At 51.8% G+C, this 25,701-nt stretch carries 18 protein-coding genes; 9 read left to right on the top strand and 9 right to left on the bottom strand.

Going from position 1 to position 25,701, the window contains the following annotated elements:
* Nucleotides 1-809: 809 nt before the first annotated feature.
* The 5 genes from MKX70_RS04380 to MKX70_RS04400 all read right to left on the bottom strand — a co-directional run bounded on the left by MKX70_RS04380 (nt 810) and on the right by MKX70_RS04400 (nt 9,632).
* Nucleotides 810-4,316 carry a carbohydrate-binding domain-containing protein gene (locus tag MKX70_RS04380; protein ID WP_340839595.1) on the bottom strand — a complete coding sequence of 1,169 codons (3,507 nt, stop codon included), beginning with the start codon at nt 4,314-4,316 and terminating at the stop codon, nt 810-812.
* Between the two features lie 134 nt (nt 4,317-4,450).
* Nucleotides 4,451-6,004 (bottom strand): ABC transporter substrate-binding protein, encoded by a 1,554-nt coding sequence (locus MKX70_RS04385; protein WP_340839596.1) that lies wholly within the window; start codon nt 6,002-6,004, stop codon nt 4,451-4,453.
* Nucleotides 6,005-6,058: 54 nt separating this feature from the next.
* Nucleotides 6,059-6,952, bottom strand: a complete 894-nt coding sequence (locus MKX70_RS04390) for a carbohydrate ABC transporter permease (protein WP_340781295.1) — start codon at nt 6,950-6,952, stop codon at nt 6,059-6,061.
* A gap of 16 nt (nt 6,953-6,968) precedes the next feature.
* The gene (locus MKX70_RS04395; protein WP_042231770.1) at nt 6,969-7,955 is read right to left on the bottom strand and encodes an ABC transporter permease; all 987 of its coding nucleotides are present in this window, start codon (nt 7,953-7,955) and stop codon (nt 6,969-6,971) included.
* Between the two features lie 204 nt (nt 7,956-8,159).
* Nucleotides 8,160-9,632, bottom strand: a complete 1,473-nt coding sequence (locus MKX70_RS04400; RefSeq protein ID WP_042231768.1) for an ABC transporter substrate-binding protein — start codon at nt 9,630-9,632, stop codon at nt 8,160-8,162.
* A 128-nt stretch (nt 9,633-9,760) separates the two neighbouring features.
* Here MKX70_RS04400 and MKX70_RS04405 point away from each other — a divergent pair, with 128 nt between their 5' ends.
* Together MKX70_RS04405 and MKX70_RS04410 are read left to right on the top strand one after the other, a co-directional pair.
* Nucleotides 9,761-11,617 (top strand): cache domain-containing sensor histidine kinase, encoded by a 1,857-nt coding sequence (locus tag MKX70_RS04405; protein WP_042231765.1) that lies wholly within the window; start codon nt 9,761-9,763, stop codon nt 11,615-11,617.
* Complete coding sequence (locus MKX70_RS04410; protein ID WP_042231762.1) at nt 11,592-13,211, top strand: response regulator; 1,620 nt, start codon at nt 11,592-11,594, stop codon at nt 13,209-13,211. Before MKX70_RS04405 ends, MKX70_RS04410 begins: the two co-directional genes overlap by 26 nt.
* A 9-nt stretch (nt 13,212-13,220) precedes the next feature.
* On the opposite strand, the gene MKX70_RS04415 is transcribed toward MKX70_RS04410, so the two are convergent.
* Together MKX70_RS04415 and MKX70_RS04420 are read right to left on the bottom strand one after the other, a co-directional pair.
* Nucleotides 13,221-13,946, bottom strand: a complete 726-nt coding sequence (locus tag MKX70_RS04415) for a hypothetical protein (protein WP_052415896.1) — start codon at nt 13,944-13,946, stop codon at nt 13,221-13,223.
* A gap of 133 nt (nt 13,947-14,079) precedes the next feature.
* Nucleotides 14,080-15,801 (bottom strand): DUF4127 family protein, encoded by a 1,722-nt coding sequence (locus MKX70_RS04420; protein WP_340839597.1) that lies wholly within the window; start codon nt 15,799-15,801, stop codon nt 14,080-14,082.
* 302 nt (nt 15,802-16,103) lie between these two features.
* Between MKX70_RS04420 and MKX70_RS04425 the strand changes: the two genes are divergently transcribed.
* Both MKX70_RS04425 and MKX70_RS04430 read left to right on the top strand, forming a co-directional pair.
* On the top strand, nt 16,104-16,448 hold the full coding sequence (locus MKX70_RS04425) for a sigma-70 family RNA polymerase sigma factor (RefSeq protein ID WP_340839598.1): 345 nt from the start codon (nt 16,104-16,106) through the stop codon (nt 16,446-16,448).
* Entirely contained in the window at nt 16,394-16,621 is a 228-nt protein-coding gene (locus MKX70_RS04430; protein ID WP_340839599.1) for a helix-turn-helix domain-containing protein, read from the top strand. The genes MKX70_RS04425 and MKX70_RS04430 overlap by 55 nt, the downstream gene beginning before the upstream one ends.
* Here the strand turns inward: MKX70_RS04430 and MKX70_RS04435 are convergent.
* Together MKX70_RS04435 and ald are read right to left on the bottom strand one after the other, a co-directional pair.
* Nucleotides 16,611-17,879 carry a PucR family transcriptional regulator gene (locus MKX70_RS04435; protein WP_340839600.1) on the bottom strand — a complete coding sequence of 423 codons (1,269 nt, stop codon included), beginning with the start codon at nt 17,877-17,879 and terminating at the stop codon, nt 16,611-16,613. The genes MKX70_RS04430 and MKX70_RS04435 overlap by 11 nt on opposite strands.
* Nucleotides 17,880-18,102: 223 nt before the next feature.
* Complete coding sequence (ald, locus tag MKX70_RS04440) at nt 18,103-19,236, bottom strand: alanine dehydrogenase (protein WP_340839601.1); 1,134 nt, start codon at nt 19,234-19,236, stop codon at nt 18,103-18,105.
* A gap of 289 nt (nt 19,237-19,525) precedes the next feature.
* Between ald and MKX70_RS04445 the strand changes: the two genes are divergently transcribed.
* The 5 genes from MKX70_RS04445 to MKX70_RS04465 all read left to right on the top strand — a co-directional run bounded on the left by MKX70_RS04445 (nt 19,526) and on the right by MKX70_RS04465 (nt 25,693).
* Nucleotides 19,526-20,857, top strand: a complete 1,332-nt coding sequence (locus tag MKX70_RS04445) for an ABC transporter substrate-binding protein (protein ID WP_340839602.1) — start codon at nt 19,526-19,528, stop codon at nt 20,855-20,857.
* A 275-nt stretch (nt 20,858-21,132) separates the two neighbouring features.
* A complete protein-coding gene (locus MKX70_RS04450) occupies nt 21,133-22,905 on the top strand; it encodes a sensor histidine kinase (RefSeq protein WP_156122900.1) in 1,773 nt (590 codons plus the stop codon).
* Nucleotides 22,906-22,932: 27 nt separating this feature from the next.
* Entirely contained in the window at nt 22,933-23,736 is an 804-nt protein-coding gene (locus MKX70_RS04455) for a response regulator (RefSeq protein WP_042231745.1), read from the top strand.
* 235 nt (nt 23,737-23,971) lie between these two features.
* Nucleotides 23,972-24,853, top strand: coding sequence for a carbohydrate ABC transporter permease (locus tag MKX70_RS04460; protein ID WP_340781300.1), 882 nt, complete (start codon nt 23,972-23,974; stop codon nt 24,851-24,853).
* Nucleotides 24,854-24,865: 12 nt separating this feature from the next.
* Nucleotides 24,866-25,693, top strand: a complete 828-nt coding sequence (locus MKX70_RS04465) for a carbohydrate ABC transporter permease (protein WP_039296950.1) — start codon at nt 24,866-24,868, stop codon at nt 25,691-25,693.
* The last annotated feature ends 8 nt before the right edge of the window (nt 25,694-25,701 follow it).

Raw genomic sequence — 25,701 nt, forward strand, 5'->3', positions numbered from 1 at the left:
GTGCAGATTGTAAGTCCACTTCACATAACTTCATTCAGACTACTTCCCGGGCTGCCCCCGGTGAAATTATGGCACTAATGCTACTCATTCCGTCCCCCTGCCCACTTTCGGCATATTCAGGGGCACTAATGCCCCTCATTTCCTTCTGCTGCCCACTTTCAGCGGATTCAGGGGCACTTCTGCCCCTCATTTCCTTCTACTGCCCACTTTTGGTGTATTCAGGGGCACTAATGCCCCTCATTTCCTCCTACTGCCCACTTTTGGTGTATTCAGGGGCACTAATGCCCCTCATTTCCTTCTGCTGCCCACTTTTGGTGTATTCAGGGGCACTAATGCCCCTCATTTCCTTCTGCTGCCCACTTTCGGCATATTCAAGGGCACTAATGCCCCTCATTTCCTTCTGCTGCCCACTTTCAGCGGATTCAGGGGCACTAATGCCCCTCATTTCCTTCTACTGCCCACTTTTGGTGTATTCAGGGGCACTTCTGCCCCTCATTTCCTTCTGCTGCCCACTTTCAGCGGATTCAGGGGCACTAATGCCCCTCATTTCCTTCTACTGCCCACTTTCAGCGGATTCAGGGGCACTAATGCCCCTCATTTCCTTCTACTGCCCATTTTCGGCGGATTCAGAGGGATCCCTGACACAGGACACATTCGTCCTCCAGACGGATATCATGATTACCCTGAAATAGAAACTCCCCGCCGCTTCACACTTCAAAGCACACGGGGAGTATAAGCCTTCATTCATGAGCCCAGGTCTGCATTAATCCGCCCCTCAGTAAACGCAAGCCTGTGCCCCACTCCGCCCGTCAGGGCAGACTGATGAGCAGGGCCTCACTTAATTTGTTATTCTCCTTGTTCATCTCGACATACCGCCAGATATCATTCACAAAGAAGCTGATGGTGAAGCTGCCAATGGTCGGCACTGTCCAGCGGGGCGTTCCCTGGGCGCTGCTGTTGGCTGTTAATGTGATCTCTTCGCCCGGCTGGATCACGCTGGTGTTCGTGTCCGACCAGGATACAACCCCGCCATTCACCGAGAAGGCGCCGCCGGTGATCTGTCCGACTCCGGTTGATGTGTTCAGCGGTGTAGGGCGGACGCCAATGTTCTTCACTTTGGCCCAGAAAATCAGCGAATCCCCCAGCTGCGGAGTGCTGTGCGCCGAAGGGCTGCCGTCGCTGTTCACGATATTCCAGCCGATATCCGTCACGGTCAGATCCGGCCCCGGAACCGGCAATACCGATTCATAGCTCTGGAATTCCAGTCCGCTCACCATGACTTTTCCCTGGGTACCTGAAATTTCAATCCGGTGCAGACCATACTCCAGGCCCGTCAGCTCATAGACGATTTTATGATCCCCCTCAAGTCCGGCCTGCGGAATCACTATCGTCTCCATATATTCGCCGTCGACATAGACGTCAGCACTGCCCATATCGCTTTTGATATCCGATCTCCAGCGGACGCCGGTGCCGTTAAAGCTAAACCCTGCCAAAGCATCCGTTCCATAGGTCACATGGGAGACCCCATTCGGCGCGGTCTCGAACCCGGTATAGTCGATGTAAGTATGATTATGCGCAACAGGGTACCACGCGGAGACCGGAACATACAGCCCCTCTTCCAGCCTGAAATAATCGATATTGGCCCCGTTCCCTGCCGAGGTGAAGCTGATTGTGTTATAGCCTGCCTGGAGTGTAATCCCATACTGCCGTGCGGTTATATTGGCAGTCCAGCTTCCTGTTGAGGGCAGCGTAACTGTGGACTGTTTCACTCCGTTAACGAGAATATTCTTCTTCGATTCCTGATTGGAAGCGTATGCAATAGTTAAGGTGTAGCTGCCGCCGTTCGCGGAATAGAAGCCCTGAATGGCGAGTCCCCCGCCATGTGTCTGCTCGACCACCTTCCCTCCCGAGGCGCTGCTGTTATTGCTGGTCTTCAGCGGCAGGGTAAAGGAGGTAGCTTCCGCCTCGAATTTGGCCGGATCTCCCGTGACATGCGGCGTAACCGGCATTACCGGTGTGGTGGCGGATACAGCCGTGCTGAGCGGCGATACATTGCCGGAGTCATCCACCGCTTGAACCGTGTAGCTATAAGTGGTCTGGGGGTTAACGGTATAGTCACTCCAGAAGGTAAGGCGTCCAGGAACATTGATTACCGGGACCGCTCCGCCGTCACGGTACACATTATAGCTGACTACCGCATCGTTGTCCGAGGAGGCATTCCAGGTTAGCTTGATTTGTTCATGACTTACTGCTACTGCCGCCGGACTGGCCGGAGCAGATGGCAGGGTGTTCTCCTTCTCATCCAGAATATACTGGACAGTTTCGCCCGCCTCTAATGTAACCGTTTGCATAATATAAGGCGTTGCTGTTAGCTGGACCTTCGAATGTGCTTCAGCATAGGTATCTCCTGCACCGAAGCGTTCCCCCGTATACGTTCCGCTGGACGGCATCGCAACCCGTACCTGCATGGTTACCGGCGATTTCTCAAAGTTGACGAAGTTCAGCAGAATTTTATCGGACGAAGCGCCTATGGCTGTAACCCCCAGCGCCGAGGTATCCACTGCGCGGAAATAAGCCTTTTGCCCGGTTAATGCAGCCGCATTGAGAACTTCGTAGCTGAGCGGGCTTCCATGGGTCGCATAAGCGGCGGCCAGTCTGCGGAACGTCTTCAGCCGGGTCTCCCCGGATTCATTGATATTGGCCGGCACTGCTGCCGTATCCTCATAGCGGTGCGTATTCCAGTTAATCGCGGAATCGAACAGCCCAAACTCCGTCCCGTCATTGAAGAAGGCGGCGTGCTGCATAATATGATCTACATAGCCGATATCCCCCCGCAGCTCCCGGTCAAAAGCTGAGGCGAACCTGTACGCATACGTTCCATATTTCGTATTGTCGGAATGATTGTCATTGCTGCCGGTCTCACTCATCGCCATTTCTTTGCCAAAACCCTCATCCGCTTCGCCATAAACACGCAAATTCTCATACAGGCTTCCGCCCGGCAAGGGTTGAACCCCGGTGCCGCCATAGCTGTGGCCGTTGGTCACATCCGACAGCGCTTCAATCGCTGCCCGCTGGCTGGCATCCCGCTCCCAGCCGTCGGGAATTCCGTTATACGGCCAGTACGCCCAGCCGGGGGCAACAATCTTCAGGTACGGCTGGCTATTGGTCTGCCTTTCCTCATCCATCAGCTCATGAAGCGCAAGCACCGCCTTCTGTGCCCAGCCGAATAATCCCGGCTCATTGCCCGTTTCCGCATACTGGTACAGATCGCCGAATTTGCTGACGAACCCGGCATAATAGCTCCGCAGCGCTGAGCTGATGGTTCCGGCGGCCAGTTCACTATTGCTCTTCCAGTTCCCGCCGATGATATTGACCATCGGCTCCAGATTAAGATCGCGCAGCGTCTCCAGATAAGTCCGCCCCAGCGGGTCCCAGCCTGCGCTGGTATCGGACCAGAAGGAGGTGCGCATCCAGTTGCCGCTGTAGGCTATGCCCAACCACTTGGTCATTGGCGCCAGATGGCGGATTGCATTCTCGTCATACCTGAAGGTGGATGCGGCAATTGTGCTTCCCAGATGAATATACCGCCCGTGTATAGGCTCGGCGGCCTGCTCCTCCAGCGCATCCAGCCTGAAATAATCCCACTCAAACCACAGATACCTGTCCCCGTCATAACCGGGAGACTGCGGATCTGCGTATAATCCCCGGTCAACGGTGAGCTTAAGCTCATTCTGCCCTATCTTCAGCTGTTCTTTGGGAATGTAGAGCTTATAGGTCTGCTTCCATGTGCGCGTAAGCGGGGTCTCTCCATCATTCAAGCCGGTAATCTGAATAAGCCCGCTGAAGCTGCCGTTTGCGAATACGGCCAGCTGCGGAATAGCGGTGCTTGCATCTATAACTTTGAAGCTGAACTCCACGCCGTAGAGAGGGATTTCGGTTAAATTAAAGGTGAGATTCATGGTACCGTTGTGGTCTGCTTTCATGCCCTTGGAGAGGGTATTCCAGCTCATGGGATTTGCGGGGAGGGTAATATTCTCACTGTACACATCTTGAAATACCGTAAATTCTGCCGAGCTGTTATCCTGCTCCCCAACCTGCCAGAGCAGCGTGGGCGGCTGATAGGTATCCTCTGTGACCGTCCTGCCATAGGACGATTCAGCGGCAGGCAGCGACAGCACCGCAGGTGACTTCATTTCTTGCACAGCAGTCCGTGCCGCTGGCGGTCCGGCGGACAGAATTCGCCCGCCAGGCGCCAGAACGGACATCAGCACCAGAACAGTAATGAGCAACTTGCCTGTTATCTTCTGTTTTCGCACATTAACACCCTCTTCTTGAGAATAAGATAAGGGCTCCCCAAATGCTGGTTCAGCGAATGAGAATACCCGGTATCCGGCAAGCGGCCGCTGGGACTGCCTGCTATGAATACCGGGCGTGCTATGGCCTTAGCTGCTTATTTGGCGGCCAGGAAAGCATCCAGTTGCGTTTGAATTTCTGTAATCACAGCATCCAGGCCTGCGGCCTTCAGCTTGCTGTTCATTTCCTTCAGGACCGGTTCAGGGTCCTTTTCCCCGGAGTACAGGGTGTTCTTATATTGCTTCGTAATATTGATCAGTGCGCCGATCTGCGACTGCACCTTGGTCGAATCGAAGACAAAGCCGATGACCGGTGAAACGGCAGAGTTCTTGTTCCAGTCGGTGTACAGCTGTACGCGGTTAGGATCTTCGTCTTTGTTCAGGTAGTTCAGCAGCACATTGCCGATCATCCAGGAAGATACGGAGTTGTAGCCGCTGTCCGGAATGAACTCCACCGTGTTGTTCTCCAGCTTCTTATAATGCTTGCCCTCAATTCCGAAGGTCAGCAGGTTGTAGAGCACCGGATCGGTATGGATCAGGTTCATGAACATCATGGCCCGTTCAGGGTTTTTGGAGGTTCTGGAGATGGCGAGCATGGAGCCCTGCAGGCTCTTGGTGCTGACGCCAACCGGCAGCAGTGTCTTGATGATCATCGGCTTCTCGGCGAGCCGGGTCCAGTCATTGGTGGAGGTCGGATTCATATTGCCGTAGACGAACCAGGCCTTGCCGCTTTTGACCGCATCCTTCAGCTCGGTCTTGTCTGTGGCACCGTTCTTGTTAATATAGCCCGCTTCATACCAGCTGCGGATCAGCTTCAGCCGTTCAACGATTTCCGGAGTATCATATTCATTGAATACCTTCATCGTTTTGTAATCGAGCAGCGTCGGGATTTCATTGCTGCCGTCAAGGTCTTCACTTTCCGGATATGCGGTGAACCAGTTCAGACTGTCGGTATGATTCATGAACAGCGGGGAGAGAGTCGGTTCTTTCTCCTTAATCGTCTTCAGCATCGGTTCAATATCCTCCAGCTTCTTGATGCTGTTCACATCGAAGCCGTATTTATCGACAATCGCTTTGTCAAAAGCAAACCCGACAGACTGCCCCAGCTCCTTCTCTGTGGGAATCGCATACAAATGTCCGTTAACAGTAGCCGCCTGCAGGTATGCAGGATTGATTTGTGCCTTCGTTTCCTTAGCGTATTCCTCGATCAGCTCTTCCAGCGGCAGATACGCTCCCTTGGCCGCATTGGTCATGAAGTTCCAGGTATAGACCATATCGAACACTTCGCCGGACTGGATCATCAGGTTGACCTTATCGGCCGGTTTATCCCAGCTCAGCTGGTTAATCTTGATCGTGGCATTTATTTTATCCTTCAGATACGCATTGATCTCCTGCTCTACAGAAGCCACATCCTTATCCGGCCCGCCGGGCAGATAGAGCGACAGCTCCACCGGTTCCAGCGCATCTGGCGTTTCCGTCCCGGCCGCATCCGTTGCAGTGGCTTCCTTAGTGGCAGCCGGAGCCGCGGTGCTCTCCCCTGCCTTCTCCGAAGGAGCAGCGGTATTGTTGTTATTTCCGGAGCAGCCGGCTAGGGTGAACCCAACCATAAGTACAAGCGACAGCAGCAGACCCGTGACTTTTTTACCTGCCATACTTTGTTTCCTCCCCTTGATGGAACAATATATGCTAATCGGTTGATTCCGAGGTTAGCCTTTAATCGAGCCAAGCGTCAAGCCTTTGATGAAATACCGCTGGAAGAACGGATACGCGAGCACAATCGGACCAATGCCAATCAGCGCCATCGCCATGCGGATCGTTTCCCCCGGTAATTTGGCCAGCTCGGTGGCCGAGCCCTGAATGAGTGCGCCGTTGCGGCTCAGGTAATCCGCCTGGGAGATCATTTTGTACATCAGATATTGCAGGGAATAGAGGTCTGTATCGGTGATGAAGATCATGCTGTTGAACCAGTCATTCCAGTAATGCAGTGTATTGAACAGCCCAATTGTGGCGAATACCGGCAGGGACAGCGGAAACACAATCTGGAAGAACGTCCGCAGCTCCCCGGCCCCGTCGATGGTGGAGGCTTCGATCAGCGCAGGCGGTACACTCATCTGGAAATATGTTTTCATGATCAGCACATTGAACGGCGACAGCAGCATCGGCACGATGAGCGCCCAGATGGAGTTCTTGAGATCCAGCACTTGCGTATAGACCATATACCAGGGCACCAGCCCGCCGCCGAACAGCATGGTGAAGAAGATCAGGAAGGCGAAAAAGCCGCGGTATCTGAAATCGGTCCGTGAGATCGGATAAGCATACAGTGAAGAGATGAACACACTGACCAGCGTTCCGGTGAGGGTGACGAAGAAGGATACGCCGTACGCTTTTAACACAACGCTGTAATCCTTGAAGATATACGCATAGGCTTCCAGGCTGAGCTTCTCCGGGATAAATTGATAGCCATTCAGCACAATGTAATCATAGTCGGTAATGGAAATCATGAAGACGAGCACAATCGGCAGCAGGCAGGTAATGGACAGGATGATAAAAATAACATGGAGAATGAGGTTGGTAAATCTGGATATTTCGTTATTAGCCACGGATTTCCACTCCTTTTTAGAATACCGCCTGGTCCTTGTCGACCTTGCGCACGATCCAGTTCGAGCCGAGGACCAGGAAGAAGCCGACCACCGATTGATACAATCCCGCTGCTGCGGACATGCCCAGGTTCCCCATATTAATCAGTGCGTTATAGACGTAGGTGTCGATGACCAGCGTGGTCGGGTACAGTGCTCCGGAATTCAGCGTGGTCTGGTAGAACAGCCCGAAGTCGGAGCGGAAGATCCCGCCGATGGCCAGAATCGTTGTGATGATAATGACCGGACGGATCAGCGGAATCGTGATATGCAGGATCTGCTTCCACTTGCTGGCGCCGTCGATCAGGGCCGCTTCATAGTATTCGTTGTCAATGCCGATGATGGCCGCCAAATAGATGACACAACCATAGCCCACCCCTTTCCAGAGGTTGATCAGCGGCAGAATGAACGGCCAATATTTCGGCTCGGAATACCAGTTCAGCTCATCCAGCCCGAACAGGGCGAAGATCCCTTTATTAATGAAACCGTATTCAACATTCAGAAAGGCGAACACCAGATAACTCACCACAACCATCGACAAGAAGTACGGGAAGAACATGATGCTCTGATAAAATTTGGCGGCCAGCTTATTCTTCAGCTCATTCAGGGCAATCGCGATGGACACGGCAATCACCAGGTTGAGAATAATAAACACAAAGTTGTAGAGCACCGTATTGCGGGTTATAATCCAGGCATCCGAGGTTGCGAACAGGAATCTGAAGTTATCCAGCCCCACCCACGGACTGCCGAGAATGCCGTCGACATAGTTAATATTCTTGAAGGCAATAATGATCCCGAACATCGGCAGATAATTATTGACCAGCAAAAAAAGCACACCCGGCAGCAGCATCAGCAGCAGAACTTTGTGCTTCAGCAGATGTCTCAGCATGGTGCCCCGCTTCGTGCTCCTGTGTACCGGCAGGCCGCTGCCTGCATCGGCTACGCTTCTCTTCTCCTCTGTAATCATTCCTTCCGCCTCCTGATTCCTTCAGCAGTCTCTCTCTTCCATGACTTAAGTGTAGCCGGAGAACGGCTGATGCTAAATAAGGCCATCTATAATAAAAGTTCAAAATCCTACGGAGTTTGGGATTGTGAGGTACCCGCCAGCACAAAAAGGACTCCCCCGAAGCCGCCACGGCCCGGGCAAGTCCCTAATCCTAAACGGGCTATTCTATTCCTGTCCCTTACTCAGCTGGCTCTCCAGACTCTCTGCCTTTAGGGGATGATGCGGATCAAAGTCAGGATAGATATACTCCTCGCGCTGAAAAGAGTACCCCGTATCCGCAATGTCGAGCATCTGATTCAGCCGCTCCGTTTCGCTGCGCAGCCCCTCGTCAAGCGGCCTCTCTCCCGAGAGAATCTGCAGATACAGCTGCATCCTCGGACGGTCCCCGGAATCACGCGGTTCCATGGATACCGTGCTCGGATCATATTGATCCATAATCTGCGGCGAGAGCGGATATATAGACTCAGCAGCAGTCGGAATAAATTCCTTGAAGTGCCCCAGCCCCGGCGCAAGACCCGGAACATCGAGAATACCATCCACCACCGGCAGGGCCAGCGCCTGCTGGAACAGAATGGTCAGGAATTCCCCGGACTGCAGGAATTTCCACACTTTAACCGCCGCCTCCCGGCTTGGCGCTGAATCATTCACTACCAGCGGAGAGTGCGGGATCATCATGAGCGCTCCGCCGTCCCGCTTGGAGGCGTCCGCCACGGGAGGCATTGCAACTCCCCAATCGTCCTTCGGCATATATTCCTGCAGCTTTACATAATCTTTGCTGGTGGCGTACATCATGCCGATATTGCCGTCCGCGAACTGCCGCAGGGCACTATCACGCTTAAGCAGTGCCTCACCCGGATACAGACTCCCCTCACGCTTCATGTCCAGCACCATTTGCAGCCAGAATCTGTATACACTCAGCTCATAACGCCCGGTCTGGTAATTATAAAGATAGTAACCGCTAGAGGTATTGGAGATTTCAAGACCGGTCTGCAGGCTATCCTGGCTGTCTCCTGCAGGAAGCGCGAAGCCATATTTATTCACGCCCTCTCCTGCCTGGCTGATCCGGGCGGCAGCCTCTTTCACCGCTTCGAAGGTAAGCGGCGGCGGCTCCGGGTCAAGTCCCGCATCGCGGAACAGCTGCTTGTTGTAGAGGAGACGCACGGTATCGACACTGGAGGGCATGAAGTAGATCCCCCCTCTGAACAAAGAACTGTGTGCATAATTCCTGGCCCATGCCGGGAATCTGCTTAAGTCAGCAGTGTTCAGCTCTGCGGACAGATTAGCCAAATACCCTTTGTTCACATAGGTAGCCAGCCAGGTATTATCCACACTGAACACATCCGGACCCTGTCCCGAGGTCATCAGCATATTTAAGGTGTCATCGTAGACATCTGCAGCGATATCCATAACGTTAATCTCGATATGATCGGGATTGGTTTTGTTATATTGACTGATGGCATTCTTCACTTCCAGGTTCTCCGTCCAGTCATACAGGGCAATCTTTATCCGGATGGGCTGCACCGGTGCTTCCGCAGGATCCGGGCGGAAGTCCACCAGCAGCGGACGGTCATAAGCAATGGCATACGCTGCAGTCCCGCATAATAGTAAGGCAAGGATATAGAACAGGAACCGTTTCATCTTGCACCTCCTGCGTTGACATCAAGACTCGTTGCGTTTTACAATGTATACCAGCTATTGATTGGTATTTTCCACCAATACCCGATAAATGGCAAGCCGCAAATATCGGGACGCCGGGGAGGGCTCCAATGAGGAAGCTGTATGATACGTTGTCGCGGACCCTCTTCTTGTATAATTTCAGCATCCGCAGCCGGCTGATTCTCTACTTCCTGTTCCTCGTCCTGCTTCCGACAACCATTATATCGGTGACGGTATATAACAAATCAGCCGATATTATCACCCGCAATGTTAATACATCCATTGAGAACAACTTCAATCTCGTTCAGGACAATCTGGCCCAGCGGTTCGAGGCCGCCAATAAATCCATGGTATCGCTCTATCTTAATTCAGAATTCGCTGACCTCATCTCCTCTAACCGGCCCACAGACAGCAGCGGAATCATTAATGAGCTGGCTGCCCTAAGCAAAATTCTCGAGAACTTCCCCGCGAACGGTACGTCTGGAAGCAGCTTTGTCCCTATGCTCTATATGCTGAACCGCCCGGAATATACCCAATATAACTTCTCCAGACGTGTATTCAATATCGATCTCATCTCTCTGAAGCCCTGGTATCTGGGCATTCCGGCCCAATCCGATTTCACTGTCGTCGGACTCAGCTCTCTGGATTCCAAGTACACCCTCAAATTCGCAAGGCGTCTGTTCGGCATCCGGCATGCCCAGCTGCCCTTTGTCGGACTTCTGACCATCGACATTCCTGTAGCTGAATTCGGCACACTGCTGGAGCATTACAAGCCTACGCCCGGCAGCAAGGTCTATATCGCAGACGGAACCGGCACGATCGCCATCAGTCCGGAGCCGGCCTTGATCGGGCAGAACATCAACACACAGGACTACTACAGCAAGATGAACGCTCCGGCTGCCGGTTCAGCGGGTCTGCATTCTTTTCACCAGATGATCGGCGGCGAGAATATGCTTGTCTCCTACCGGACCATCGACAACACCGGCTGGACCATTCTCTCGTTCTCTCCTGTCCGTGAGCTTAACGGAGAATTAGCCGCCTTCCGCCGGGTGATGTATATCGTGATCGGCATCTGTATGCTGGTCTCGCTCATGATGGCCCTGCTGCTGTCAGAGAATATCTCAGCGCCGATCCGTAAGTTCATCCAGTCGATGTCGCATGCCGAAAGTGGAAATTTCAACATTACCATCCGCTACAGGCGCAAGGATGAATTCGCCTACTTGTTCAACCGCTATAACAAGCTGCTCCAGCAGATTAAGGCGCTGATTGACAAGCTCTATGTGACCGAGCTGCGCAAGAAAGAAGCCGAGCTCCAATCCCTGCAGGCCCAGATCAACCCGCATTTTCTCTACAACACCCTGGATTCGATCAACTGGATCGCCATCAATCACGATATTCCAGAGATCAGCAATATGGTTACCTCCCTCTCGGATTTCTTCAGGTACAGCCTGAGCAAGGGACGGAATATCATCCCGCTCCGCGATGAGCTGCGGCAGGTGGAGAGCTATCTGGAGATTCAGCAGTTCCGTTTCCGGGATAGGCTGGAATATGAACTCGAGGAGACGGACCCCAAGCTGCTGGAGGAATGCCTGGTGGTCAAGCTCAGCCTGCAGCCGCTGGTTGAGAATGCCCTGATTCATGGCATTCAGCAGCGGCGGGGTCAAGGCAGAATCCGCATCAGAGTCGAGACTTCACAGGAGATTCTCAGCGTCTCGGTGTTTGACGACGGCGTGGGGGCAGACCCGGAGCGGCTGAACCTGCTGCTAACCCATCCGCAGCCGGGCAACCAGTCCTATGGTATCCGCAATGTGCATATGAGAATTCAGCAGTTTTTTGGAGAGTCTTACGGAATCCGCTATTACGCTAATACCGAGGATGGCTGCGGCCTGCTGGCGGTGATCCGGTTTCCGGTGGTGACTACATGGGATGAGGTGAGTGAAGATGTTAACGATGATCGTAGCGGATGATGAGCCGTTTATCCGCAGCAGCCTGATCCACGTATTCAAATGGCAGGAAGAATTCGGAATTGAGATTATAGGGGAGGCATCTGACGGACTGGAGGCCTATGAATTATGCCTGAAGCTTACGCCGGATATTCTGTTCACCGATATTATGATGCCGCTGATGGGCGGTCTGCAGGTGGCGGAGAAGCTGCGGGCAGCAGGCAGTCCTACCCGGATCATTATTATCAGCGGCGCCCAGGACTTCTCCTATGCCCGGGACGCGCTGAAGGTGAGTGCCGAGGGATATATTCTGAAGCCGGTGAAATTAACCGAGGTCCGTGAGGTCTTCCATCAGGTTGTCGCTAAGCTTAAGGGAGAACGGGAGCATCAGATGGATGTGGAGCAGCTGAGGAAGCAGCTGCAGGACAGCATGCCGGTGATCCGCGACAAGTTCCTGCAGAATCTGATTGCCGGCCTATACCGGAACGAGGATGAAATTTGGCAGAAAATCAATTATTTCGCCCTTCCCTTCAAGCGGGGGACAGCTTTGACTGCCTGTGTACTGCAGCTGGATGAATACCAGAGCGCAGTGGACAAATTCTCGGAGGAATACAAGCAGCTGCTTTACTTTTCCATTCAAAATATTATCAACGAGTGTCTGGTCAGCCACCCGTGCTCTATCAGCTTCGTCGCCAGCGAGAACGAGTTCATTATGCTTTTCTGCCCGGCAGACGTTCCCTCGCCCTCTTCCATCTCAGAAGTATGCGGGCAGATCATCAGTAATATCCGCAAGTATCTGCGGCTGGATGCCTCGGCCGGCATTGGCAGAGCTTGTCCCCTGGCCGGCCAGCTGGAGGACTCATACAAGGATGCGCTGGCCGCGCTGGTGTACACATTCTATACCGGGCACGGCTCTGTCCTCTACATTAAGGATATCCAGCCGGAAACGGAGACACTGGAGAGCACTTACTTCTATAAATTCCAGGCCAAGCTCATGAATGAACTGAAGGCAGGCCATACGGGCACCGTCATGGAGCTGATGGAGCAGCTGTTCACCAGACTGGCCGGGCCCAAGCTGCAGATTGAGTATGTGCAGAGTATCTGTGCCGAGATGATCTTCACCTCCGCCAGGGCCCTGTATGAGATTGATAAGGATACCCGGCTGGTACTGAGTGACCGAATTACAATTATGGATAAGCTGTACCTTCATAAGAATATTACCGGCTTGAAGGCGTATATGCTGTCGCTTTTTCATGACTTAAGTGCATATGTAGCAGGCAAGAACACCTCCAAGAACAGCCGGATCATCACCAGAATCCATTCTATTATCCAGGAAGGCTACGCCTCTGAGCTCTCCATTTCCAGAATTGCCGAGGAGGTATTCCTGACGCCTAACTATATCAGTCTGATCTTCAAGAAGGAGACCGGCGAGACGATTACCGACTATATTACCCGGATCCGTATAGGTAAAGCGAAGGAGCTGCTGACAAGCACAGACCTGAAAGTAATGGAGATTTCCGAACTCGTGGGCTATGAGAATCCCCATTACTTCAGTACGGTTTTCAAAAAAACCGTTGGCCTGCACCCGCTTAAATACCGCTCTGAACAAAATCAGTGATGCTGATCTCTATCTGATGATATAGGATCTGACGCCTATTCTGGAGTAGATGGCCGTGTTGGCTTTGCGATTCCCGGATACCGGCAGGTTAGAGCGCGTTGTTAATGTAGCTATATAGGCAAAGTCAGGGTGAAGCCCCTCATCCGCCAGGTAGGCCGAAGTCCGGCTGCCCGGTACTCTTTCCTTGTTGAGCGAAGCGATCATCTCGGAGGCGCTCTTAATACCCAGCCCGTGCCCGTAGAAGCGGTCATTCGACAGCATAATCGCATTCTCTCCCTGCCACTCCGGCTTATCCGGATCATGATCGGGATTCTTGAAATAGACTACATCCCCCGGCTGTAATTCTGCTAGATTGAAGGTGGTGATCATCTTCAGATTGCTGTCATAGTTCCAGTCCCACAGGTACAGATCGGTGAAATAACGGTCGAAGGCATTCTCCCCGATCATACTGATGGTCGCTCTATATAGAATCATTACCATCGCCATTGCGCATTCAAAAGCATACAGCTGTCCATTTACAAAAATATCATTGATTGCTGCAGAAGGACTAACCCCTGCCTTCAATTCAAAACCGCCGCCCGCCGTACGATTCCAATATCTTGGATTGCAGCGGGAGTTCTTGAATGTCGAGAAGTCCGTCCCCCCGGCGTTCATTGATCTGGCTGCCGCGATAATCTCCCCACGCATTTTAATCTCGAATGCCGGATTCGCAGGAGCCGTGTATCCATACCCCATCCTGCTTCCCCCCTTCATCTTCTTGTCATGAAATATAGGTTATTGTACGTGTCGGGCCGCATATTGGTGCGTGGGAGTTTGCGCTCAGCACAAAATAACCCCACAGAGTGGGGTCTTATCTTCAATAATTATATTAATTCTTGCGCTTCTTGTGTAAGGTTAGGCTAGGCTTCAAAGTAATTTCAAAAGCACGGCCCCAAATATAACCGGGATCATGGTAATGAAGTGCCGCACTGGAATATTCCGCAAATGACCAGGCAGCTCCGCTAATCTGACGGATACTGCAGGCTGGTTCAGGACTCCCGATAAGGAATGCATTTGTCCCGGCAAGGGTGGCCGTATGTGTCTGCATCCGCTCTCTCAGCAGAGCTTGTAAATGAGAATAGTCTTCCGGACTATTAAACAAAAGCATATTTTGATCTGCAATCGCAGCGACATTCACATATAACGAATGGGCTCTTGAATATTCCCGGATTTCACCAATAGCCAGCCTTTTGTAATAGTAATCTTTCAAGAAGCGTTTGAATAAAAGCGACCCGTGAGCGTTAACAGCAGAGCTAAGCGCCGCCGCATCTGTCTCGGTAACCAACAATGCATACCGGGCCTGGCCCATGCCCAGCGCTATCCCGATTTTGTTACCCGGCGTATTCCAGCCGCTATATCCTAATATACTTCCGGTATGCCGGCTGCCCAGCAGGCTTTCAGTTACCGCAGCATCCGCTGCACCGCTGCCGACAAAATCAATCACTACAGACAGAACACCATTGGCGTGGTTAGCCGCAAGGCGGTCAACCGCAGCCGGCGTCTGATCCGCAGCGGTAACCGCGATAATCTCCAAGGCAGCTGAACCGCCCACAGACTCAGACGCTGCACCCACAATGTCCACATGACGCAGAATGTTCTGATGTACATCCATATATTCATACGGACTCGTAATGGTAGAGCCATGGGGTCCGAAGTATTGAACGGCACACTCCGTCTTCGCCCCGTTACGATAGAGCTGATTCGCCATACGCGCCAATAACGCCTGTCCCAGTCCGTCTGCATCCGGCAGAATGATTGCACGCTCCGGATTTTGACCATTCATGCCGCCGAGCCAGCCATTAATGCACTCTTCTACAAAGTGAATCTCGTTAATCTGCACCCCTTGAGTATTGGCATCATCCACACCTACCGCAAGAAAATCAATATATCCCTCCTGCGCCAGCTTCTCCAGAATGTAATGGTTCGTTTTGAACTTATGCTGTCTCGTATTGTAATACTGTTCTTTATCGAAAGTAGCCGTGCTGCCATAGGAACCGGTTGGAGACAGATTATATCCGCTGAGAATATCGGCAAACTGCGTAAAGCTTCTTCGCGGCTGAAGCATGAAATTGCGTGATTCTGTATAGGCCGCCAAGTCCAGACCTTCTGCAAAAGACGTTGTAGCCAGCCTCATAATCGTATCCAGCACATACACCGGCTTGTCCGGATAAGACTGCTTCACTAAACGGATCACATCCAGCAGGTTCGTGATCTCAGGATCGTAGGCCGGATAAGCTCCCCCTGCGTCCGCCCGGAGACGGCGGCTTCCGATCAGGCCCCCGTAGGCAAGCATATCAGTAGAGATGATAAAGCCGTCTGCAGACGCTGCATGATGAAGAATAAATTTCCGGATACGGGCGGTGTCCCCATATACCGGTGAAGATGTCGTTAATAACGTTGTCCCCGATGAAGTCTTGTGCGAATCCAGACGATTTCTAAGATCGGTTACATGCGGGGTGATTACATGAATTCCTGCCGATTTCCCTTGAGTAATAACATCGTCCAGATTGACGGGTCTATCATCCAATGGTACGTACAGCACCTTCTTCATTTGTATCCAGCTCCCTCTGAGTTGCAGATAGGCCCGGGCAGAAGGGGAAGAGAAACAAATGGATCTCTTCCCACATCCATTTCGTTTTTCTTTGTTTAGAGCCTTCACTTATTAGGTAATTTAGTCAGATAAAATACAACCTGAAAATAAAAAAAATATTAAATTTCCTATTATTGGCATCCATCTGTTCAACTATGATACAATAAAAAGGAACATATGTTCTTATTTTTCTCATCAACGACCACCTTTCACATCCATATATACATATTATTATTTTAATTTCCAGAAAGGGGCAATCCACTTTGGATAGGGCACAAACAATCTATGAACGCTACCGGAATGAACTCTGCCGGATAGGATGGAGAGTACAGTATAGGGCTAAAAAGGCCGGACGGCTGGAATCTCCGCTTTTTGACAACATACAGGCTGGAACAAACTTTACTCAGGCTTCCGAGAACAAAATAATGATTGAGCAGCTCACGGAAGGCCTGCCTGCTTTTGAAAAATCCATCTTATATAACCTCTATCTGGAAGGGTACAGCGAAGCGGAGGTCGCCAAGCAATTAAATATGAGCCAACAGGCGGTGAGCAAATGGAAAAAGAAGATCATCCACCAGCTATCTCAGACAACGAAATTACAAGACTGATCCAAGCGGCCAAAAATAAAGAAGCCGCAGCGATGCTGCAGCTCCTTGAATTATTCCAGCCTGATATACAGAAGTTGAGCCAGTATGCCCGTTTACCCGATGAAGAGGCCACCTCAGAAATTATCGTGGAGTTTCTTGAATTTGTATCTACACATGAAGAGACTACTCCTTGAACCCGGGCGCCTCCTGAAACCAGCCATTCACCTGCGCGGTCTCCTCGGTCAGAATATCGAGATAAATGGATGTACGGTAATCCGTTTCCTTCAGGCTCTTGCCTGTAATCTCGGCGATCCGGTTCAGCCGGTACATTAACGTGTTGGTATGGATATGCAGAAAGGCGGCCGATTCCTTCAGATTCCCGTTCATCGTCAGGTAGACGGCAATGGTCTTGAGGAAATCACTCTTATGCTCGCGGTCATGCTCCTTCAGCGGGTAGAGCAGGGCGCTGCGGCGTGTCCGACTGCGTTTCTGCTCCAGAATGGCCGGAAGGTAGGCCCAGAAGCCAATCTCTTCATAGAGCAGCAGCTCACGGGCGTGATAAGGCAGCAGCTTCTTAATCTCCAGAATCTGCAGCGCTTCGCGGTAAGCCGCCGCCGCAGAAGTATATTCGCGGTAGCCTGGACTGCAGCCGGCTGTAAGCCTGCAGCCTTCGCTTGCGCCCATATCGCGGAGCAGCTTCTGCACGAACGAGGTCAGCCGCTCCGTCCCTTCCACCGGAAATACAAACGAGAACAGAATAATCAGCCGGTTCTGCTCAGCAGTCTGGAACAGCAGCCGCTGTCCGGCATAGGCATCCATAATCCGGCGGAAATTCTGCAGGAAATGCTCATCCACCGGCTTGTCGCTCTCCAGTACCCCGATATAATAGCTCTCCGGCAGCAGAATAGACCCGGCCTCCGCCTCCTGGCGGATGCGCAGCTCACTCTCATAATGCGAGGTCAGCAGCTTCCAGAAGAAATCCTCGAACGTCTTCTCCTGCTTCGTCTTCCAGCCCCGCTGCTTCAGCAGATAACGCCCGGCAATGCCTGCGGCTTTTTCGACAATCCGTTCGGCATGGCCTTCGGCGAGATTCCCGCGGTCCACCACCCAGATGTAGCCGAGAATCTCCTGCTGGTGTTTGATGCACATGGCTAAGCGGGGGCCCAGACCCACCTCCATGACTGCGGGAATGCGGATGGGATGGCTGGTATTCTCCAGATCATGCATGACCCCTTTTTTGCGGAGGCCTATAATCACCGTATTCGGAACTCTTTTGCCGATAATGGTCGAGATACGCGCCGGATCGCTCTCAAACTGATGGGAGCTGTACCCGATCACATGATGGTTGCTGTCCTCAATCGTCACCTGCGACTGAAGCGATTCGCTGATGGTATCCGCCAGGGATTCCATGCTGTCAAAAAAACGGTCAAATGTTTGCTCTGATTCTGTCAATATGCCCACCCCAACCTGAAGAATAACAGAAGCTTTAATCAATTTCGCTGTAGAAGTGATTACATTATATTACACCGCTTGGCAGTTGCCTATAGGAATATCCAAGAAATGCGGAGGAAACCTAACATGGACATTCAGCCTGCATAAAAATAGCCCGGCGATTGCCCGCCGGACTGTAAGGTGGTACCCCTCTACTCTTGTGTAAGTCTGTAAGCTCTATATGCTAGATCAGAGTGAACTCTTGTTCTACTGCTTTCTCTACCGTGAAGTACTCTTCCCCAAGAGCTTCTGCCACGGCTTGGCAGGTGATCTTTCCGTTGGCTACGTTAACACCGCTCTTCAGGCCGGCATTGTCTTCGATTGCCTGGAACACGCCTTTATTTGCAATTTGCAGCGCATATGGAACCGTAACGTTAGTTAAAGCAATGGTCGAGGTTTTGGCTACAGCACCCGGCATATTCGCTACCGAGTAGTGCAGTACGCCATGTTTCTCGAATACAGGATGATCATGTGTGGTTACACGGTCAATCGTTTCAACGATACCGCCCTGGTCAATGGCCACGTCTACAATGACGGAGCCTGGCTTCATGGCTTTGACCATTTCCTCAGTCACCAGCTTAGGAGCTTTAGCGCCCGGAATCAGCACTGCGCCTACCAGCAGGTCTGCTTCAGCTACCGCTTTGGCAATGTTATACGGATTCGAGATCAGGGTGCTGATCTGTGAACCGAAGATATCATCCAGCTGGCGGAGTCTGTCCGCGCTCAGGTCAACAATGGTAACCTCTGCGCCAAGGCCGATCGCCATCTTAGCTGCGTTAGTACCTACTACACCGCCGCCGATAATGCTAACCTTGCCGCGGCTTACGCCGGGAACACCGGAGAGCAGAATGCCTTGTCCGCCGTAATTCTTCTGCAGGAACTGTGCACCGAGCTGTACGGACATGCGTCCGGCTACTTCGCTCATTGGCGTCAGCAATGGCAGTGTACGTCCATCTACTACTGTTTCATAGCCGATGGCGAATACGCCTTTGTCCTTGAGGGCAGTTGCCAGGGCTGGTTCCGGAGCAAGGTGGAGATAGGTGAAGAGAATGAGACCCGGACGGAAGTAACCATATTCACTTTCGAGCGGTTCTTTAACTTTCATTACCATTTCAGCAGCCGCCCAGACAGCTGCGGCTTCTGCGATCAGCTCTGCACCCGCTGCAGCATATTCCTCATTCGGGAATCCGCTGCCTGCACCGGCTCCGGCTTCAACCAGTACTTTATGTCCATCGGCTACCAGACTTACTACACCAGCAGGGGTAATCGCTACACGGTTTTCATTATTCTTAATTTCTTTAGGTACACCAATAATCATTGTTATTCGCTCCCGTCTTGTGTGGATCTCTTATGTAAAGAATCATAACATACGATTTCCTGCCGCATTTTGGGTAAAAAGAAAAACATTATCTGCCATGATTGTGTTTTTACACAATGGGATGATATAACCGTGAGATAGAACGTTTCCTTGCACAAGAGCAGTATCCAGCCGGTGAAATGTAAAGTTATGTTCCATATTCTCAGGTTTTTTGTTACTTCTGAGGCTTTTTGCGATCTGCTATTCTTGATTTGCAAGCCTATACAGTTATACAGGGAGGTTGTCGCTTTTGAAAAAAACACGCTGGATCGCCGGAATTACATCACTCGTTCTTATAATGGGCCTGGCTACAGGCTGCGGTAACAGCAGCAATTCATCTGCAGCCAATGATGAAAGCCCTGCCAAAGGCAATGGGGCAACATCTGCAAGCCCGGTAACCCTCAAAATGTGGGGCGGCGTTCCGCCGGAATCCGGACCGCAGGAGGTCATTGATAATTGGAACAAGGAGCATCCCGAAATTCAGGTGGAATATGTACGCTTTGTTAATGACGACGACGGGAACCTCAAGCTGGATACGGCCATGATCACCGGGCAGGATGTAGATTTATTCGTGAACTACACGATTTCCCATGCCTCCAAGCGGGTAGAATCGGGTCTGGCGCTGGATCTCAGTACCTTTACCGATTATAACATCGACGAGAAAATGGGCATTGACGCCGAGAGCTGGAAGATTGACGGCAAGTATTACGGCGTTCCTACTACCAAAAGTCCGTTCTTCATCGCTTTGAACAAGGAGGCCCTGGACGCGGCGAACCTGCCGGTTCCGAAGGAATGGACCTGGAATGAGCTGCGTGAATATGCGAAGAAGCTGAAAACCGGCGACCAGTACGGATTCATTCAGAATATGGAGCCGTTCGTGGACCCTATCGACTCCGTGCTCTCCCAGGAGGGCTACACTAAGGCTGACGGCACCTCCAATCTGGATCATCCGCTCGTCAAGCAATGGCTGGAAACGCTGAACGGAATGATGAAGGACGATAAGACCACACCGCCGCTTGGCGAGCAATTGACATCCAAAATGCCGGTCGAGCAGGTGTTCCTCAGTGGAGAGGTACCGATGCTCAATATCGGGGCGTGGCTGCTGCGCAGCTCGAATAACTTCACGGATTTCCCGCGTGATTTCACCATTGCCTTCGCGCCGGTACCCCGGCTTGCCGAAGCTGCGGATGATTATGTGTCCCGTGGGGGATTAGGTGATTATATCTCCATTAATGCCAAGTCCAAGAAACAGGAAGCGGCCTGGGAATTCCTGAAGTGGTATTCCGATGGCGGCATGTCACCGATGGCAGCAGGCGGAAGATTGCCGGCCTCGAAGGATGCCAATCAGGATGATGCGGTGAAAAGTCTCATTGGTGACAAAAGCGATTCCTACGATCTGGATTCCCTGATGTATGTCATGTTCGACAATCAGACGCCGACCTATGTACGCAGTCTGCCTCAGGAGGTTATGGATCTGCGCTCACAGGAATACGAGAAATACTTCCTCGACTCGCAGTCGCTGGATCAGACAGTGCAGGCCATGGTAACCAGACATAACGAGTATTTGAAGCAGAACAAGTAGAAGTTAGAAAAAGAAATAGAAGTTAAAATTGAGAAAGCACATGTATAACCAGGGAGGATTGCCACAGGAACAATGGCGCCTCCTTTTCTTTTTGTCAAGCACCCACAATAGAACAAAACTACGCATTTGCAGCCTTCAACCAGCGCCCGCTGGAACAAAACCATGCAATTTAAGGTATTGGCTGTGCTGCTTTTTTATTATGCTATAATCTAAACCATAGAGACCCTCATCCTCCCGGACCGGGCAGGTGCAATCGTGTTTGGAGGTGCAGCCGTGTGTCAAAGCTCATGCGAATTCTGATTCCCCAGAAATTGAAATACCGCCTGTTTACCGCCTTTGTATGTCTGATTCTGCTGCCCTTCGGCGCATTGAATATGTATAACTACCAGCGCATTGAGACGCTGGTCCAGAAGAAAATCAGCCAGCAAAGCCACTACCAGCTGGAGCAGATGTACCGCACGCTGGAGGATCAGATCAGCATCGCCTTCAAGACGCTGCTGTTCCTGAAGCAGGATGACACCGTCAAGTCCGTGCTGCTCCATCCCGGACAGCGTAATGAGCTGGAGAATAAACGGCTGATGGAGAATATTTTCAAGAACCTGAACAACAGCTTCTTCCTGTACAATCCTTCGGTCTATTTCATGATTCTGGACTTAACTGAAAGCGCATACACCTCTTATCCGCCTAAGGATTCGCTGATCTACTCGGATCTAAAGGCCAATCCCGGGTTCGACCGGGGCCAGATGAATACCAGCTCTTATCACTGGGTACCCAATGATACTAACTACGTGCTGCGCGATGTCTCCACCAGTGCCTATCTTCTATCCTTGTACGCTTATCTGGAGGATGCCCGGAACAAACCTTACGGGATGGCCCGGATCAGCATTGACTACACGTACTGGCTGCGCTCCATTCATAAGCAGTCGGATCTGGAGCAGCAGTATTTCCTGATTACCCGCTCGGGAGAAGATATCTCACAGTCCGTTCCGGGCAGTCTTTTATCTGCGAAGGTTAAGGCGGGATTCGCCGGGCAGCCCGGACAGCAGTATTTTATCGACAAGGATTCGAATTCGCTGATTAATTATATTTATGTCGAATCGCTGGACTGGTATATCGTCAACCGGATTCCGCTGTCTGTGCTGTTCGTGGAGATCGAAGGGCTGAAGCAGCAGTACTTTATTACGTTCTTTGTCCTGACGAGCATCTTCCTGATGATGACCTTCGTGATCGCTACGACCATCACACGCCCGTTGTCCCATTTGCAGAACAAGATGAAGGCGGCCGTGCAGAAGAGTCTCAAGATCCGCCTGCCGGAGCATAAATTCAGCGGGGAGATCCTGGATCTGACCCGGACCTTCAATACCATGCTTGACGATACTCACCTGCTGATCCAGAAGCTGAAGGCCGAGGAGCGCCAGAAGGAGGCTGTCCATTTCCAGATGCTGCTGGCCCAGACGAATCCCCACTTCCTGCTGAACACGCTGAATACAATTAAATGGATTGCCATCCGTGAGCACAATGAGGATATTACGAACATGACCCTGTCGCTCGGCAAGCTGCTGGAGGCCAGTCTGAATACCGATAAGGATCTGATCCATCTGAAGGATGAGATAGAGCTTGTTGAAGCCTATGTTCATATCCAGCAGGTCCGCTACGCCCACAAATTCGAATTAACCTGCCGCTATGACGAGGATGTTCTATATGCGCTGGTTCCCAAGCTCAGCCTCCAGCCGCTGGTCGAGAACGCCATTATTCACGGGATCAGCAGACTGCCCGGCAACGGCCTGATTGAGCTGATCGTACACCGAGAAGAGAACCGGCTGAGTGTAGAGATCAGGGACAACGGCGTAGGCATGGAGCAGGCAGGTTTGAACAAAGCCCCGCGTAAGCGTCCGGGCATCGGGTTGAGTAATATTCAGGAGCGGCTGCGGCTGCTGTTCAGGGAAGAAGGGACGCTGGAGGTTCTCTCCACCGGGGAAGGTGTCACTGTCCGCTTCACTATACCGCTTCTATTGTCTGCACCTTACGGCAACGGACATCCGGCTTAAGCGCATTTATACGGGAGGGAATCACACATGTGGAAAGTTCTGCTGGTTGAGGATGAGGTTTTTGTACGGGAAAGCGTCCGTGAGATCATTGCCTGGGAAGAGCTTGGGTTCATCGTCAGCGGAGAAGCGGGCAATGGTGCAGAAGCGCTGGAGATGATCCGGCAGGATGCTCCCGATCTGGTGATTTCGGATATTGTCATGCCGGAGATGGATGGTGTCGAGCTGCTGCGCAGAACCCGTGAAGAAGGATTCGATTCCCGCTTCGTGATGCTTACCTGCATGAGCGATTTCGAGAATGTACGGCAGGCGATGGAATACGGGGCCTCCAATTATATCCTGAAGCTGTCCATGAGTGTGAATTCACTCCGTGACACACTGCGCAAGATCAATAATGAATTGGTGAAGAGCCAGGAGAACCGCAAGGTAAGTGCCGGCCCGTCCAATTCTGCTGTTCCCCTGCCGCCGTTGCCTCATGAGGAGCTTACCAGCCATCCCGAGATTCAGAAGATCCTCCAGTATCTGCACGCCCATTATGATGAGGATATTACCGTCAAGTCGATGTCCCAGTATGTCATGATGGCCGAGAATTATGTCAGCACCCTGTTCAAAAAGAAAACCGGCCAGACCCTGATCCATTATCTGCATCAGATCAGGGTGGACCAGGCCATCCAGCTCCTGATCCACTCCGATCTGCCGGTATACGAGATTGGCAACCGGGTCGGCTTCGTTAACGATAACTATTTCATCAAAATTTTCAAACGCCTCACTGCGCAGACGCCGAGCCAGTACCGGCATACTCAGCGGCATAATACAGAATCCGTAAGCATATAGCTTGGCTCCAATAAATGCTTAGCTCTCCTATACAGCGGCCTTCCTTCCGGGAATGCCGCTGCTTGCTGTGGACAGGAATAGAACAAAACTAAGATAGCACCGCCCGCCGCCGCTCAGCAAATGTATATTTCTGTAGCATGAAGTCGTTGGTTTTGTTCCTTAACCCCCCTGAGGCCGCTTGTTATGCTTGTAGTGTGATCAAAGTAATCAAAAGACCTAAAAGGAGTGGGGCTATGTGAAGGCATCCTGGATGAAGCGGCAGCAGTACCTGGGCTATCTGTTTATCGGGCCAAATATGATTGGCGTGATTTTATTTTTCATCATACCTGCCGTCTATTCTTTCTATCTCATGTTTACAGACTATAAGTTTATGAGTCCCCATACCAAATTCATCGGGCTGGCCAACATTCAGCGGATGCTGGGGGATGAGGTATTCTATATCGCCATCAAGAACACACTGCTGTTCCTGGTCTCCGTCCCGGTATCAATCGGCCTCGCGTTCATCGTTGCCGTTGTGCTGAACCGATCCGTGTATTTGAAAAAGCTGCTCCGCGCCCTGTACTTCATGCCTTATATTACAAGCGGCGTCGCTGTAGCCTTTGTCTGGATGCTGCTGTTTCATCCGAACAACGGGCCGATTAACGGTATTCTCCGCTCGGTCGGCATCGCGAATCCACCCGGCTGGCTGTCCACCATGGAAACCTCCATGTATGCGATTGACATCATCTGGATCTGGTTCATGCTCGGCTATAACATGATTATCTATCTGGCCGCCCTGCAGGAGGTGTCCGGCGAGCTGCTGGAAGCCGCCAAAATCGACGGCGCCCGCACCTGGCAGACCGTCCGCAGTATCCTGTGGCCGCTGGTTAGTCCGACCACCTTCCTGCTGCTGATTACCGGACTGATTATGTCGATCAAGCAGTTCGGGATCATTCAGGCGATCACGCAGGGCGGACCGGGGAACAGCACCACCGTGTTATCTTTGTTCATCTATCAGAATGCCTTCCGCTATTACGAAATGGGCTATGCTTCAGCGGTCTCCTGGGCCCTGTTCCTGATCATTCTGATTGTCACCGTGATTCAATGGCTGGGCCAGAAACGCTGGGTTCACTACTAAGGAGCTGAGAACATGAATAAAGCCGTAGTTACCAAAAGCATTGCCACCCTCATCATGCTGTTCTTCAGCATCGTCATGATTGTACCCTTCATCTGGATGATCAGCACTTCATTTAAGACACCAGCAGAGGTCTTTCAATATCCGGTCCAGTGGATTCCAAGCCATTTCAACTGGAACCATCATGTTAAGGTCTGGACCGGTCAGGGCAGCTTCGTGCCTTACTATCTGAATTCCCTTAAGGTGGCTATTCTGAGCACTATAGGTGCCGTTTCCTTATCCGCCTTAGCTGCTTATGGGTTTGCCAGAATTGAGTTCAAAGGGCGGAACACCATGTTCATGGTCTATCTGTCCATGATGATGGTTCCCCCGCAGGTGCTGTTCGTGCCCAAATTCATCATGTTCGACTGGGCCGGCATCTACAACACCCATTGGGCGCTGATCCTGCCGGGAATGTTCACCATCTTCGGCGTGTTCATGATGCGGCAGTTCTTCCTCTCAGTGCCTCATGAAATTTCGGAGGCCGCCTTCATCGACGGCGCAGGGCATTTCCGTATCTTCTCGCGCATTATCCTGCCGATGGCTAAGCCGTCGCTGGCCACGCTGGCCATCATCGACTTCTCCTGGCACTGGAATGATTATGAGAATGCGCTCGTCTTCCTGATTGACCATGATCTGTTCACCGTTCCGCTCGGGCTGCAGAATTTCATCCTGGAGAACAATGTCGACTACAACGGCATGATGGCCGCTGCAACAGCCGGAATCATTCCCATGATCCTCGTCTTCCTGCTCGGCCAGAAATACATTATTGAAGGTGTGGCCAGCTCAGCGGTCAAGGGCTGACTCCGCCT

The sequence above is a fragment of the Paenibacillus sp. FSL R7-0312 genome, from assembly GCF_038004445.1.
Lineage (GTDB): Bacteria > Bacillota > Bacilli > Paenibacillales > Paenibacillaceae > Paenibacillus_AQ.

Excerpts from the sequence above, each read along its gene's own strand:
- MKX70_RS04400 (WP_042231768.1), bottom strand. The coding sequence starts at position 9,632 with ATGAAACGGTTCCTGTTCTATATCCTTGCCTTACTATTATGCGGGACT.
- MKX70_RS04410 (WP_042231762.1), top strand. The coding sequence starts at position 11,592 with ATGTTAACGATGATCGTAGCGGATGATGAGCCGTTTATCCGCAGCAGC.
- MKX70_RS04405 (WP_042231765.1), top strand. The coding sequence starts at position 9,761 with ATGAGGAAGCTGTATGATACGTTGTCGCGGACCCTCTTCTTGTATAAT.
- MKX70_RS04415 (WP_052415896.1), bottom strand. The coding sequence starts at position 13,946 with ATGGGGTATGGATACACGGCTCCTGCGAATCCGGCATTCGAGATTAAA.
- MKX70_RS04430 (WP_340839599.1), top strand. The coding sequence starts at position 16,394 with ATGGAAAAAGAAGATCATCCACCAGCTATCTCAGACAACGAAATTACA.
- MKX70_RS04395 (WP_042231770.1), bottom strand. The coding sequence starts at position 7,955 with ATGATTACAGAGGAGAAGAGAAGCGTAGCCGATGCAGGCAGCGGCCTG.
- MKX70_RS04465 (WP_039296950.1), top strand. The coding sequence starts at position 24,866 with ATGAATAAAGCCGTAGTTACCAAAAGCATTGCCACCCTCATCATGCTG.
- ald (WP_340839601.1), bottom strand. The coding sequence starts at position 19,236 with ATGATTATTGGTGTACCTAAAGAAATTAAGAATAATGAAAACCGTGTA.
- MKX70_RS04385 (WP_340839596.1), bottom strand. The coding sequence starts at position 6,004 with ATGGCAGGTAAAAAAGTCACGGGTCTGCTGCTGTCGCTTGTACTTATG.
- MKX70_RS04455 (WP_042231745.1), top strand. The coding sequence starts at position 22,933 with ATGTGGAAAGTTCTGCTGGTTGAGGATGAGGTTTTTGTACGGGAAAGC.
- MKX70_RS04420 (WP_340839597.1), bottom strand. The coding sequence starts at position 15,801 with ATGAAGAAGGTGCTGTACGTACCATTGGATGATAGACCCGTCAATCTG.